Below are 13,502 nucleotides of genomic sequence, written 5' to 3'. Positions count from 1 at the left end.
TATATTTTGCTTCTCTTGTCAAATAACTTCTACTAGACTAGCGCTCTATAAACAGGCAAGTCCGTGTTGCCGATCGAGTGAGTTATCCCTCCCCGGAGGATTGAGAAGCATTAAGAAATTAAAATGATCCTTAAAAAAGAGGCAAAATAAGAAAACAAAGGTTAATAAAACGGGTTTGCATCCTACCGCATCCAACCTGTGGAAAGCATTTATGAATGATCGAACCAAAACTGCCTGCTAATCAAGCGGTTAAGCTGGATACGAATTATTACCCTCGTATCTTTAATAAGAGTATAAGCTTCGTGCCGCGTCAGATTAGCCCAAAACAAGCAGAAGCACTGCGAATCATCGCTCGTCAGGTTGCGACTCAACAAAAATTACGCCGTGGTTTGAACCGTTTAACCCGTGTCCCCCAACCGCACCCGCGAGAGGAAAAGCGGGAGCGTTTCTTTACGATCTCAGAGGAGCGCCTGCGCCTACTAGAATCAGTTGTTGTCAACGCGAATGACGCGATTGTAATTACGGAAGCGGAGCCATTGGAAGAGCCGCTTGGCCCCAGAATTGTCTATGTGAATAATGCCTTTACCCAAATGACGGGCTATCAACCGGAAGAGGTAATCGGCAAGACTCCCCGCTTGTTGCAAGGACCGAAAACTGAGCGATCGCAACTCGATAAAATACGTCAAGCTCTGTCACGATGGGAGCCGGTCAGAGTCGAGTTGATTAACTACCGCAAAGACGGCTCCGATTTTTGGGTAGAACTGAATATCTTACCCCTGGCAGATAGTACGGGTTGGTTTACCCATTTGCTGGCGGTGCAACGAGATATTACCGAACGCAAAGCCGCTGAGTACGAACTAAAATCCTATGCGCGTGCCTCAGCAGCGGTGGCGCAACTGGGTCAACGGGCGCTCTCTGGCACCAATCTTGACGCGCTGATGCAAGAAGCGGTGACTCTGGTTGCCCAAACCTTGGAAGTGCCCTATTGCCAGGTTTTGGAACTGATGCCGGGAGGCAATGCTTTCTTCCTGCGGGCGGGCATTGGCTGGCAGGAAGGGCTGGTGGGTTCGGCAATCATCGGTGCCCACGATCGTTCCCAGGCAGGATATACCTTGCTGACGGGTCAGCCGGTGATTGTGGAAGACCTCCGCATCGAAACGCGCTTTTCAGGAACGCCACTGCTGCACAACCACCGCGCGATCGCTGGCATGAGTGTAATTATTCATAGTCAGGGGAACCCGTTCGGTGTTTTGAGCGTTCACACCCCGACCCAGCGACGGTTTACTGAAGACGAAGTTCATTTTTTGCAAGCAGTTGCGAATGTCTTGGCAACCGCGAATGAACGCCAGCTGGCGGAAGAGGCGCTGCGGGAAAGCGAAGAGCGCTATGCGCTGGCAGTTCGCGGGAGTAATGAGGGGTTGTGGGATTGGAACCTGAAAGCCGAAACCGTCTATTTTTCGCCCCGCTGGAAATCGATGCTGGGTTGCCAGGAGGATGAAATTGGCGATAGCCCGGATGAGTGGTTGAGCCGCGTGCATCCAGAAGACTTGGAGCGAGTCAAAAGCGCGATCGCTGCCCATGTAGAAGGGCTGACTCACCACTTCGAGAAAGAATATCGGATGTTGCATAAAGATAAAACCTACCGCTGGATGCTTTGTCGAGGACTGGCGATTCGAGATGCCAATGGCAAAGCCTACCGCATGGCAGGATCGCAGACGGATATTACAGACCGCAAGGTGGCTGAGGAACATCTAATCTATGATGCATTTCACGATCCGCTAACAGGTTTGCCAAATCGAGCCTTATTTATGGAGCGGCTGTCCCAGGCGATCGCGCGAGCCAGAAGACAGTCACAATATCAGTTTGCTGTCCTATTTCTGGATCTGGATCGCTTCAAAGTCGTCAATGATAGTCTCGGTCATGTCGTCGGAGATCAACTGCTGATTGCGTTAGCAGATCGGCTGCAAAGCAGCGTCGCTTCTTGCCTGCAAGCCTCTGTGTGTGGCAGCCATACTGTGGCACGGCTTGGGGGCGATGAATTCGTCATTTTACTAGAGGAAATTCCAGATATCGGCGTCCCCACTGCGATCGCCGAACGCATCCAAAAAGACCTCCAGCAGCCTTTCAATCTGAGCAGACACGAGGTTGTCGTGACAGCCAGCATTGGCATTACCTTAAGTGCAATCGAGCAACGAGATGGCTCATCAGCCACTTACAAAACTTGCCCCTACCCCGGAGACATTCTGCGCGACGCCGACATCGCCTTATATCGAGCCAAGGCGCTAGGCAAAGCCCGTTACGAAGTGTTTACCACCGCCATGCACACTCATGCGGTGGCTCGCTTGCAGTTAGAAAACAATCTCAGGCACGCCCTAGCCAGGACTGAGGTAAAAGACGGGCATCAAACAAAAATGGTCAATTCTGGTTACTCTTCACTCAGTCCACCCTTCGGGAAGGCGAAGCGCCTAGAGTCCGCATCCCTCAGTCATTCCTTCATCCTTCACTATCAGCCAATTGTCTGCTTCTCGACTGGCAGAATTACTGGTTTCGAGGCACTGGTGCGCTTGTCTCACCCGGTTCGCGGCTTGGTTTCCCCAGTTGATTTTATCCCTATCGCCGAAGAAACAGGTCTGATTATCCCCTTGGGAGCTTGGGTTCTGCGCGAAGCCTGCTGTCAGATGCGTCTCTGGCAACAAGAATTTCCCGACTTAGCGTCTTTAACCATGAGCGTTAATCTTTCCAGCAGACAGTTTTCAAAACCCAATTTAGCCGAGCAAATTAAGCAAATTCTTCAAGAAACCGAGTTAGCAGCGCCAAGTCTCAAACTGGAAATTACGGAAAGTGTGGTTATGGAAAATGCCGCCGCCGCTACGGCTACTTTAGAGCAACTGAGCAACTCCGGCATTCAACTCAGTATTGATGACTTCGGAACCGGCTATTCCTCTTTGAGCTATTTGCACCGCTTTCCGCTCAATACTCTGAAGATTGACCGCTCTTTTGTCAGCCGGATGGATGCAGAAGGCGAAAATTCCGAGATTGTACAAACAATTATTACCCTGGCTCACAATCTGGGATTAGATGTGATAGCAGAAGGTGTAGAAACAGCGACTCAGATGGAACAACTGCGATCGCTACGCTGCGAAGCTGGGCAAGGATTCTTCTTTTCTAAGCCACTAGATAGCGAATCTGCTAGAGCATTCATTGCCTCAACACCCCAATGGTAAGACAATTAAAAATAAGATAATTTTTAATTTCTATGAATCTGCTCACTATTTATAAAATCCCTCAACAATTTTTGCACTTGTGGTAGATTAATGTAAACCTTGGCGGCTTCAATTAGATTCATAATGTTTGCCGGACTCGCATCATCGATATCGTCACTTAACCGTTTCCCAGTCAACTTGCTATCTAATTTGAATTGCAAGCGCAAGTAACGATTATCCTCATCAATCACCTGTTTGGCAATGTAATTATTAATATCTGATGAAGCATCAAATATTACATCAAGAATCGGTAATGCCCACTGAATCGCACCCCATTGTTGGGCACTTTCCAGCGGAATTGCACGGGTAAGACTTCCCGTACCGAGGGATAAAACCGAAATTTCGTGGGGTTTATAGCCCAACCGCAGGGCTTCAGCGATCGCGCAAGCTGTAGGATTATTTGCCCCAACACCGCCGTCAATGACTGAGTATACGTTGGTGACTCGGTAAGTTGAAGTATTATCGGGCACTGCACTCCACGGCTCATCCACAAGCGCCATCCGATTCGCCCCTCTGTAACCAATAATAGTGCGAATCTGACCGCGTCCCGTCCCGCCAGTGATTTCAATCTGCATTTGATTGTAATCCCCATTGTCTTCTGCGGCTTCTTGCCCTAACGTAATCGAGTTCGTGTCTCCGCCTTGGGCAATGCCTTCTTCCTTTTTCTCCAGTTTATGTGCAGGAAAAAAAGTTGGGGCAGAGGCAGAACAGAGACACGCTTCCCATAAGGGAACTTCCGCAAAAATTTTGCGCCAGCTTTTAAAAATAATCGGTTCTCGGTTAATTGTGTCGTAGGCAGTAATCAAGAGATTTGTTGAAGTGATATCCGACAGTTTTTTGTATTTAAATTCTTCTTTGAGAGAGTCAATCAAACCTTTGTTTGAGTACTTGGGGGCAGAAGGGCCGTACTGAAGAACCAACCCTACCCGTTGCGGAGACCAAAGGCTTCGGTAGGGAAAGATGCGAGTTCCTTTTTTCTGGTACACATCCACGATATCCTGGGCTTGGCGATCGCTAGCAATTGCCGTCGCCAAAATTGACCCCGTGGAGGTTCCTGCGATTAAGTGGAAGTATTGACTTAAGGGCTGACCGATAATTTTCTCAATCTCTGTCAGCATCGTTGCAGAAATGACGCCCCGAATACCGCCACCGTCAAAGCTCAAAATGCGAAAAGTCACGCTTTTTTTCTCCACAAAAAACTGCTGTAAAGTCTAATGGCTAATTGCTAATTGTGCCTTGTTCATGGGTCTTCTTCCCATTACCCATTCCTTTTTTGATTCGTTCTCGTAATGTCAATCGTGATTTTGCCGCCAAAGTCTGGAATCGGTGCGCCCGGTTTCGTTAATCGCACTTGGACTTGTGACACTTGCTGGAATTCTAAGATGGCGTCTGCGATCGCGCTGATTAACTTTTCTACTAAGGCAAACTTAGAGGTTTTTACCAAATGCTTCACTGTCGAAATCACCTGGCGGTAATCCAGAGTGTCTTCTATGGCGTCGCTGATGCCTGCTGGTGCCAAATCTAGCCATAAAGTCACGTCCACTTCAAACCATTGTCCCAATACCTGCTCTTCTGGTAGGTAGCCAGTGTAGCCGTAGCAGCGAATTCCTGTTAGCTGAATGCTATCCATTTCGTCAAAAACTTTAATATTTACCTTGTCTCGTTCCCAGACTCAACTTAGAAGAAACCAATGACTCTTTACAAATCTCGATGGGTGAAGGGTTTGGCATCTGCACCGCTATAAGTAGCAGCAATATGCCCATCACCAGCGATTTGATATTTGTATGTCACCAGTCCTTCTAAGCCCACCGGGCCGCGAGGAGGCATCATTTGGGTGCTGATTCCCACTTCTGCGCCCAATCCGTAGCGGAAGCCATCAGCAAAGCGAGTTGAACAGTTATGAAATACTCCAGCAGCATTGACTTGTGCCAGAAAAATAGTGGCAGCGGCGGCATCTTCTGTGACGATGGCATCAGTATGGCGAGAACCGTAGGTATTAATATGGTCAATGGCTTCTGAGAGAGAATCCACAATTTTGATTGAGAGAATTAAATCGCTGTATTCTGTCGCCCAGTCGGCTTCTGTCGCCTGTGGAATGTTCAGAATTTCGCAAGTGCTTTCATCTCCCCGCAATTCTACTTTCTTTTCTTGCAAAGTATTAGCAACTTGCGGTAAAAATTCAGATGCGATCGCTCGATGCACCAGCAGAGTCTCCAAAGCGTTGCAGGCGGCTGGGTAATGGGTTTTGGCGTCTACGGTAATCGATACAGCTTTTTGCAGATCCGCTGCTTTGTCCAGATAGACATGACATATCCCTTCGGCATGACCCAAAACAGGAATGCGAGTATTTTCCTGCACGAAGCGGACAAAGGAATTTGAACCTCTGGGAATAATTAAATCCACATATTGATCTAATTTCAGCAGTTCTAAGGTTTCCTCTCTAGTTGTCAGTAATTGCACCACATCTGGGTTAGCTTCAGTCTTCGCTAATCCCTGGCGAATGGCTTTCACCAGTGCTTCACAAGAACGCACCGCTTCCTGTCCCCCTTTGAGGATGACACCGTTGCCAGATTTGATCGCAAGAGTGGAAATTTGCATCACCGCATCGGGACGCGCTTCAAAAATCACTCCCAGAACGCCTAGAGGGCAGGTGACGCGCTTGAGGATTAATCCATCATCTAGTTCCCGGTGAACCTGCACTGCGCCCACGGGATCGGGCAGACGTCCCACATCTCGCACGCCCGCGATCGCTGCTTTTAGCTTTGTTTCATCTAATTTCAAGCGGGCGTAAAGCGGTTTGGGAATTCCTGCCGCCTCCGCTGCCTTGCAATCTGCCGCATTCGCTGCCACAATCTCTGGTGCTGCGGCTTCTAGCGATCGCGCGATCGCTTCAATCGCTTGGTTTTTCGCCTCTGTGGACAGCACTGCCAAGCTTCGCGCTGCTTGACGAGTTTTTTGAGCGATCGCACTTAAAGACATGGAAGCAATCTGGGAAACAGTCATGGCTCTGAATCAAACGCCTACGTTCAAGCCAAAGTTTAACAAAATGTGGCTTCTGTTTAAATTTTCATGGGTGGGATGCCTGAGTCAAACGGGAGCATCCCGATGACAGCAAAGATAAGTCCACAGGCTAGAAGCCTGGGGCTAGAAGAACGAAGCCTACCAACGCAACGGCTTTATATTAGCCTGCTCTGGTCAGGCTTTATTTGTTTAGCCGCGACTTTAGACTTAATTGTTATTTATAAAAAATATAAGTATTATAAAAATAATATTTAAAAAAAATACAAAATCAAACTTAAATGAAGATACATCAAAAAAAACTGTTGGTTGCTGCTAGCTTACCCGCAGATAAACAGTTGCAATCAAGACAACAGTTGCGGATTGATTTGGCTCAAGAGTGCCAAAAATCGCAGCAGTTACGGGATGATTGCGCTAAAAAGCTCCAAAAATTGCAGCAGTTGCAAGTTGATTTGCCTAAAAGCTGTCAAAAATTACAGCAGTTGTTGGCTGATAGTGCTAAAGAGTGTCAAAAGTCGCAGCAGTTACGGGCTAGTTCAAATAGAAGTGTTCCGATCGAGCTGTTAGACTTTGATTTAGATGGACGCCTTCCCGCGATAGAAAAGTCGTCCTTAGATTCATTTAAGGATTTCGAGGCGCTCGTCCAATCGCAGTTTGAGGTAGATGCTCGTCTGCAAATGATAGATCAATTGGAGTTAGAGGTAGCAGAAAATTTGCGATCGCTTGAGAACTCCCTTGAGCAATTGCCGTTTGATTTAGGCAAATTTCCGCCGAAAGAAGAGCAGTTGATAGAAAATCGGCAGCTAGATGTCTTAGATAGGGATATATCCCAGGAATCTCCCGATAACCCTGAGTGGGGAAAAGTTATAAAAGCGATTGACAAGTTTCTCGCTCAATATTTAAGCGGAGATGGGTCAGAGGATGATGAATTTATCGCCAGCGACACTCAAAGAGTGTCGCTGGCGGCGATGAATTTTTTTATCTAGACCCCTTAAACAAGGGCGTTATCAAGAGGCAGTTCAATTACTCAAGCAATCCTGCCACGATACATCTGTAGGGGCTTTTTCTGTGCCATTCCCCTACCAAACGTTAGAACCGCAGTATATTCCATCCAACTGAGAAACGCTATATGTTCTCAGGACTTACGCAACATCATCACATCTGCCACCGCAATCCCCCAGGGGGATTGAACCCGAAAAAACGCTATATGTATAAGCTTTCCGTAAGTCCTGTTCTAAATTTCGGAAATTTTCTTCATCCCGCATGTAGTTTCAAAAGGGCGAACACTGCAAGCGCACTGTTCGCCTTCTTCTTGGTGCTGATGACTCGAACCGACAAACCAGTTGGTCGCAAATTTCATCGCAAATTTATATAAGTATCAGTTTTGTGTGAAGAGTATATAAAGTTACACAGTTTCAGTATTTTGACGGAAGATATTGGAATTCAATGACCTCTAAGTTAGGTAAAGAACAGTCAGGAAGTGGGCTTCAGAAAATGAGTGCAGTTTCAAAAAATGGATGGGATTCCTGGAGAATGGCATCAATCGCGATCGCTCGGAATGCAAGAGCATTGGAACAGCTATCGGAGAAACTGACCTCAAAGTACACAGATTCAGAGATGGCTGGGATATGGCGGCAGGCACGGTTGGTGCTGGCAGAAGAAGATGAGTGCTGGCTGGAAGAGGAACTGTATCGCATCCTAATTCAGGATTCCCAAGTAGCAGCTTGAAAAATAAAAAATTCAGAGTTCCATTTTTAATTCGTTGGAAGCTGCTAACTGAGCTTTAGCTTGTTGCCAAAGCGTTTCCAACTCATCTAATGTGTAATCAGAGAGAGGACGGTCTGCAAAAGCCTCCATTTTTTTCAGACGCTCAATAAATCGCTGATTCGTTCCCTGCAAAGCTTCTGAAGGATCTAGATCGCACCAACGGGCAAGATTGATCGCAGTAAATAATAAATCTCCCAGTTCCGCTTGCTGATGAGCTTTGTCTTCCTGTTGCAGTGCCTCTTCAAATTCTGCTAACTCTTCGTGAAACTTTGCCCACACGCCCTCAATATTCTCCCACTCAAACCCAGCCGCCGCCGCCTTTTGAGATATCTTCATCCCTGCCATCAGCGGCGGCAATGTGCGGGAATAACGAGTGAGTTTGCGACTTAGCAGCTGAGTGTCTTGAGTCGTTTCTCCTTTTTCGGCGGCTTTGATCTTCTGCCAATTTTGGTGGACTTCCTCAGCACTTTCGACTTCAACATCTCCAAAGACGTGAGGATGACGGCGGATCAGCTTTTGAGTAAGCCCCTGAACCACCTCGGTTAAGCTAAATTGCCCGGATTCGCTGGCAATCTGAGCTTGTAGTACCACCTGTAATAATAAGTCGCCCAGTTCTTCAGCGATCGCATCTTTATCCCCAGTGCGAATCGCATCTACCACCTCATAAGCTTCTTCGATTACATACGGGGTGAGGGTTTGGGGAGTCTGCGCTAAATCCCAAGGACAACCTCCACTAGGCGATCGCAACTGGGCAACAACCTCAATCAACTGTTGCAGCGCTTCTAGTGCAGTTTGAGGCATGGGATAAGCAGATTCTGGGGAATTCAACATAAACGAAAACTCAGTTTGCCTTTCGATCTTACCTTCGCGTCCTCTGCGTCTTGGCGGTTGGTTTCTTAACTCTACGCCGATTCACTTTGCCTATTCGCTTCCGAGTCTTCACCCGCTTAGGCATCACCGCCTTCAATCCATCCCTTTGAAACCGCTTGTAGGCAGAACCCCCCCAGTCACTCAACGAGTGACTCATTGCACCCAATTCCAAACCCACAAACAGCGCCATCCATTCAGCCGGGTATTGAGACGATCGCTGCACCTGATTCGCTACCACCTGCCAAGTCCACCCGACACCCAAGACTAGCTGTAGCATCCCCAATATCAATAATCCCACGAGAAAGAGCCAGCAGGAGAGATAAAGCGATCGCACGATTGTCCCAATTGCCAACCCGTGGGAAAAAATAGATCGGTGACGCAAACTCTTCTGGTAGGGTATCCAAATCCACCGCAACCAGCCCCAGCGCTGATAAGGACGGGAGTTTAGATCCAAGTCTGGGCTAAACATTAGCCCGCTGAATAAAAATCCTCCGGAAACAATTAACGTCAGATCACCACTGCGAGTCAGCCCGAACGTCATGCCAGCCACCCAAGGCAGGCACCATAAAGTGATACGATCGTGCGTCCGACCAGAGGGCATCCGTTAGAATTTGATATTTTTTAAAATTTATTCTGTTTGAATATTAGCAGCGTCTGCTATTATCTAAAAAGTGTGTGAACTTGGGCGGTTAGCTCAGTTGGTAGAGCGCCTGCCTTACAAGCAGGATGTCACTGGTTCGAGTCCAGTACTGCCCATCTGAAATTATATAGTGACTAAATTATTTTTCGTTGGTGACAGATTAATGTCGCTGAGACAAATTAGGTTTCATCCAGATTCGTTTGGAGAAGCTCAGGGAGCGAGAATCTCGGCACCACAATAGCACATTATGTGGGTTAAGAAAATACAACAGAATTTGACAAGCTTCGGGCAACATAAGGAGTCCTGATTTCCGTGAAGACATCGCAGACATTTCAGAGTTGATCGAGTAAAACCGATATAGTGGTTTTGAAGTTCTGGAGTCTACGGATGTCAAGCGATCGCCTGCGCCAAGTTGAAAGAAATTTGACCCGTTTGCGTCAGCAATTGGCAGGAAAAGAAGATGCATTGACGACAATTGCCCCGGAAGAACGGGTTCGGATCAAGCAGCAGATTGCCGATTTGAAGGCAGAGATGCAGCCGTTTGAAAAAGAATATTGGCAGATTTTGGCGGATGAGCCAGCGACAACTGCGATCGCCGAGCCAGAGCTAGAAGTAGTCGTTGCTGAGATTGTAGAACAAGCAGGGCAACTGCAAACCAGTCAGCAATATCCTGATGAGGTGCTGGCATGGCTACAGAAAATTTATACCGAAGTTAGTAAGCCGGGAACACCTGCGGCAGCTAAGTTGAAGGGAGCGCTGTCGCTATTGCCGCCGTTCGTCAGTTTGTCCTACGAGGCAGAGTTGGATACGGAGAACTTTTTACGGACGAATTTTCCGACGTTCACCAAGTGGTCTAAGGCGCTGGCAAAAAAGTTGTAGCCCGCACTCCAGATCCAGATCCAGGGCCAACGCAAGCTAGGCAGGATTCCTCCCAAGAGAAACTGCTGCAAGCCGTCACAACGGAAGTGCGGGAACGGCTAGCGCAGTCGTTGCACAATGCTGTTTGGCTAACTCTGGGAATGGAGCAACAGGACTATCGCGTGCAGCGTCCTTGGTCAGTAAAGGTTGTGCAACAATCACAGTCAACGATGCCCCTAGCTGCTGGAACTCGAATTGTGGAGGTATTTGATCGCCCAGAACTTGCCCGTCAATTGCTAATTCTGGGTGAACCAGGTGCGGGTAAGACAACGATGATGCTGGAGTTGGCAGAGGATTTGCTCAAACGAGCGATCGCAGACAAAGCAGAGCCAATCCCAGTGTTGCTCAGTTTGTCTTCTTGGAAAAATCCGCAGCAGTCAATTTTTGAGTGGCTAGTAGGCGAGTTAAAGAGCAAGTATGGGATTCGTCAGGATTTGGCGCAGCAATGGCTCAAGAATAATCAACTGCTACCGTTGCTGGATGGGCTGGATGAGGTAGCACCCCAGCATCAAAAAGCCTGTGCTGTGGCGCTCAATGCCTGGTCAATCGGAGAACTGGAGCAACGTCCTTGCGGCGTCCTAATTTGCTGTCGGCGAGAAGAGTTTGAGCAAGTAGTACGGCAGCCTTTGAGCCTGTATGGGGCAATCTATTTGCAGGCTTTAACCATCGAACAAATTGAGGACTATTTTGCTCGGTTTGGGTTGCAGGATGTGTGGCAGACGGTACAGCAGGATGAGGCGTTGCAGAAGTTGCTGACAACGCCACTATTTTTGTCGATGTTTGGGTTGGTGCAGACACAGGGCAAGTTTTCGCTCTCTGATTGGCGATCGCGCACCACCTCTGATCTGAAAATTGAGTATTTGCTCGATACCTATTGGGAAGCAGCGATCGAACGAGAGCTAATTATCGACCCTGTTGAACGACAACAAGGCATCTGTAGCAAAACCTACGGCAAAAAGCTACCACCAACGCGACAAGCGGTTCAAAGGGCATTGGTTTTTGCAGCAAAGGCGCTGGAACAAGAGTCGCAGACAGAGCTTTTGATTGAGAGGATGCAACCGTCTTGGCTACCAGATAAACAGCAGAGAAACAGTTATAGGTTATTGTTTATGCTGTTTTTTACATCAGTATTTACAGTAGTTAATTCGTGGGCTAGACTTTTTCCCGAATCATTGCTTCCTTTAGTAGCCACACTTCCTTGGCTGAAATATTTGCTAACAATGGACAATATTGTTCCTACTGAAAAAATTCAGCGAATTTCAAAAGTACAAAGTTCATCTATAAGCGTAGTGCTGAGTTTATCCTCGACGATTCTTTTCGGAGTTGCTTGGCTTACAACAAAAATAGGAACGAGATGGAGCTATTTACTAATAGTATTGCTATCTGGCGTAGCGATCAATTCTTTTGTTCGCTGGCTTATTGCAAATATGAGGGCAGAGATTCAAACTCAAGTAGTTGCAAATCAAGGCATTAAAGATTCATGGAGAAATCTATTCTTTTTTGTATTGTGTGTATTGCTATTCACTGGTCTACTCTGTCTCCGTTTTCAATTCAGCATCCGTGTTTTTATAGAGAGAGGCTTTTCGCCTCAAGTGTTTTTTGGTTACATCATTTACATCATTGGGTTTGCATCCTTTGAGGGTGGCGGAAACGCTCTACTTCAGCATTTTGCTCTCCGTCTTGTCCTCACCTGGAATCGCTACGTCCCTCCACGTTACGACCTCCTGCTCAACTACTGCACCGAGCGCCTTCTATTGCAGCGGATTGGCGGTCGCTATCGGTTCATGCACAAACTCCTGCAAGACCACTTTGCCAAGATGGATTTGGGGTGAAAGGATGCAGCAGTGTAAGGGGGCAATGAAGAACCTTAAAGTTGCGATCGCATTTGAGAAAAGGAAGGAATGCGCTCACAATTTCGACCGCATCTTTTGCCACTCCTCAATCTGCTGTTGTAACTCCTGGATGCGATCGCATGAAAGCAGAATGAAGGTGTGCGATCGCTAATTCATTCCCTCCCAACTTCGATCGCATCGCTTCCCACGCCTCAATCTGCTGTTGTAGTTACTGTTTGGGCGATCGCATTTTGCCTGATGAGTGCGATCGCTATTTTGCTCTCGGACGCAACTCGAAAGCGAAGTCAGCACGATAGAAGCACACATCAAACTCTGCAAAGAAATTCATGTGTCCAAGAATCGGCGGAGCTTCTCTAGATTCTCTCCAGGCAAATGCAAGCAGGACAGAGGGAAACTCAGCAACTGTGGCTGACAGCACCAAGCCTCTTGCTTCCATCCGAGCCAGATTTCCGCTCAACTGGATTGAGACTGATTGAGACTGTCTGTTCCTCCCAGACTGCACCCAGTTGCAGACCGACTTCGTAAGGCAACACATTGACGCTTGCACCTGTGTCCAGCAAAGTCATAGCTTCTACAGAGCGGTTTCTGTAGGTCAGCATTATTGGTAGATACGGCAAGGTGCTGGAAAGACCGAGGCTGTTAGTACGCTCGATAAAAGGAAATCTCTTGCCGTCAAGCATCGCTTCCTTGCTTTGCTACCAGTAGCAGATCTGATAGCGTTTTGGCAGCTTCATGCGCCTCGTAGGGCGACCACACTACAGCTTCAGTAGATGCCAACTGTTTTAACAGCAAAGCCTCTTGAGCCTGACTATCGTTTGCCTCAAGTTCGCAACCCTCTTCCTTCGCTACTGCTAGTAGAAGAAAATGGATGAGGCGTAGCTTGTCTTGGTGAGATAGCTGATTGACAGCAGGCAGTAATTCAGAAAGAGGCATAAATGACAGTTTTACTGATTAGCCTAGCTTAGGATTGATCGGGCTGGCAAACGATATGCCACAATTGCTGGTAACGGGACTTAAACAATGAATTAAAACCAAATGAGTTATGATCCATGCCAGATAAGAAGTTCACGTTGAAAAATACCCATGAAGGAAACTACACCCGACGCAATGCCTCCATGCTTTGAGAAATGGTGCAGTCGGTTTGATGATGTTTTCAGCCATCAAGCCCAAAAA

12 protein-coding genes, 1 tRNA gene and 1 pseudogene are annotated in these 13,502 nt (G+C 47.5%); 7 read left to right on the top strand and 7 right to left on the bottom strand.

The window, feature by feature from the left end; genetic code table 11:
• Positions 1 to 215: 215 nt before the first annotated feature.
• Positions 216 to 3,224 carry an EAL domain-containing protein gene (locus tag ACFW2W_RS19680; RefSeq protein WP_378181999.1) on the top strand — a complete coding sequence of 1,003 codons (3,009 nt, stop codon included), beginning with the start codon at positions 216 to 218 and terminating at the stop codon, positions 3,222 to 3,224.
• 23 nt (positions 3,225 to 3,247) lie between these two features.
• On the opposite strand, the gene ACFW2W_RS19675 is transcribed toward ACFW2W_RS19680, so the two are convergent.
• From ACFW2W_RS19675 to ACFW2W_RS19665, 3 genes are all read right to left on the bottom strand, one after another.
• Positions 3,248 to 4,441, bottom strand: coding sequence for a patatin-like phospholipase family protein (locus tag ACFW2W_RS19675; RefSeq protein ID WP_378181996.1), 1,194 nt, complete (start codon positions 4,439 to 4,441; stop codon positions 3,248 to 3,250).
• An 80-nt stretch (positions 4,442 to 4,521) separates the two neighbouring features.
• Positions 4,522 to 4,893, bottom strand: a complete 372-nt coding sequence (gene folB / locus ACFW2W_RS19670; RefSeq protein WP_378181993.1) for a dihydroneopterin aldolase — start codon at positions 4,891 to 4,893, stop codon at positions 4,522 to 4,524.
• Between the two features lie 68 nt (positions 4,894 to 4,961).
• Entirely contained in the window at positions 4,962 to 6,266 is a 1,305-nt protein-coding gene (locus tag ACFW2W_RS19665; RefSeq protein WP_378181990.1) for a glutamate-5-semialdehyde dehydrogenase, read from the bottom strand.
• Between the two features lie 296 nt (positions 6,267 to 6,562).
• Between ACFW2W_RS19665 and ACFW2W_RS19660 the strand changes: the two genes are divergently transcribed.
• Both ACFW2W_RS19660 and ACFW2W_RS19655 read left to right on the top strand, forming a co-directional pair.
• The gene (locus ACFW2W_RS19660; protein WP_378181987.1) at positions 6,563 to 7,267 is read left to right on the top strand and encodes a hypothetical protein; all 705 of its coding nucleotides are present in this window, start codon (positions 6,563 to 6,565) and stop codon (positions 7,265 to 7,267) included.
• Positions 7,268 to 7,775: 508 nt separating this feature from the next.
• Positions 7,776 to 8,009 (top strand): hypothetical protein, encoded by a 234-nt coding sequence (locus tag ACFW2W_RS19655; RefSeq protein WP_378181984.1) that lies wholly within the window; start codon positions 7,776 to 7,778, stop codon positions 8,007 to 8,009.
• 12 nt (positions 8,010 to 8,021) lie between these two features.
• On the opposite strand, the gene mazG is transcribed toward ACFW2W_RS19655, so the two are convergent.
• Both mazG and ACFW2W_RS19645 read right to left on the bottom strand, forming a co-directional pair.
• Entirely contained in the window at positions 8,022 to 8,879 is an 858-nt protein-coding gene (mazG, locus tag ACFW2W_RS19650) for a nucleoside triphosphate pyrophosphohydrolase (protein ID WP_378181981.1), read from the bottom strand.
• A 28-nt stretch (positions 8,880 to 8,907) separates the two neighbouring features.
• The gene (locus ACFW2W_RS19645) at positions 8,908 to 9,519 is read right to left on the bottom strand and encodes a metal-binding protein (protein ID WP_378181978.1); all 612 of its coding nucleotides are present in this window, start codon (positions 9,517 to 9,519) and stop codon (positions 8,908 to 8,910) included.
• Between the two features lie 82 nt (positions 9,520 to 9,601).
• Here ACFW2W_RS19645 and ACFW2W_RS19640 point away from each other — a divergent pair.
• The 4 genes from ACFW2W_RS19640 to ACFW2W_RS19625 all read left to right on the top strand — a co-directional run bounded on the left by ACFW2W_RS19640 (position 9,602) and on the right by ACFW2W_RS19625 (position 12,686).
• Positions 9,602 to 9,674, top strand: a tRNA-Val gene (locus ACFW2W_RS19640).
• A 271-nt stretch (positions 9,675 to 9,945) separates the two neighbouring features.
• The gene (locus tag ACFW2W_RS19635) at positions 9,946 to 10,437 is read left to right on the top strand and encodes a hypothetical protein (protein ID WP_378181975.1); all 492 of its coding nucleotides are present in this window, start codon (positions 9,946 to 9,948) and stop codon (positions 10,435 to 10,437) included.
• Positions 10,438 to 10,523: 86 nt separating this feature from the next.
• Entirely contained in the window at positions 10,524 to 12,308 is a 1,785-nt protein-coding gene (locus ACFW2W_RS19630; RefSeq protein WP_378181972.1) for an NACHT domain-containing protein, read from the top strand.
• Between the two features lie 159 nt (positions 12,309 to 12,467).
• Positions 12,468 to 12,686 carry a hypothetical protein gene (locus ACFW2W_RS19625; RefSeq protein WP_378182257.1) on the top strand — a complete coding sequence of 73 codons (219 nt, stop codon included), beginning with the start codon at positions 12,468 to 12,470 and terminating at the stop codon, positions 12,684 to 12,686.
• Here ACFW2W_RS19625 and ACFW2W_RS19620 read toward each other — a convergent pair.
• Together ACFW2W_RS19620 and ACFW2W_RS19615 are read right to left on the bottom strand one after the other, a co-directional pair.
• Positions 12,580 to 13,009: pseudogene (locus ACFW2W_RS19620) on the bottom strand (retroviral-like aspartic protease). The gene ACFW2W_RS19625 and the pseudogene ACFW2W_RS19620 sit on opposite strands and share 107 nt — an antisense overlap.
• On the bottom strand, positions 13,002 to 13,262 hold the full coding sequence (locus ACFW2W_RS19615) for a hypothetical protein (protein ID WP_378181969.1): 261 nt from the start codon (positions 13,260 to 13,262) through the stop codon (positions 13,002 to 13,004). Before ACFW2W_RS19615 ends, ACFW2W_RS19620 begins: the two are co-directional and overlap by 8 nt.
• Positions 13,263 to 13,502 lie beyond the last annotated feature (240 nt).

Source organism: Coleofasciculus sp. H7-2 (assembly GCF_042747725.1).
GTDB lineage: Bacteria > Cyanobacteriota > Cyanobacteriia > Cyanobacteriales > FACHB-T130 > FACHB-T130.
The sequence above is the reverse complement of the archived record's forward strand: the minus strand, read 5'-3'. Positions and strand labels throughout refer to the sequence as shown.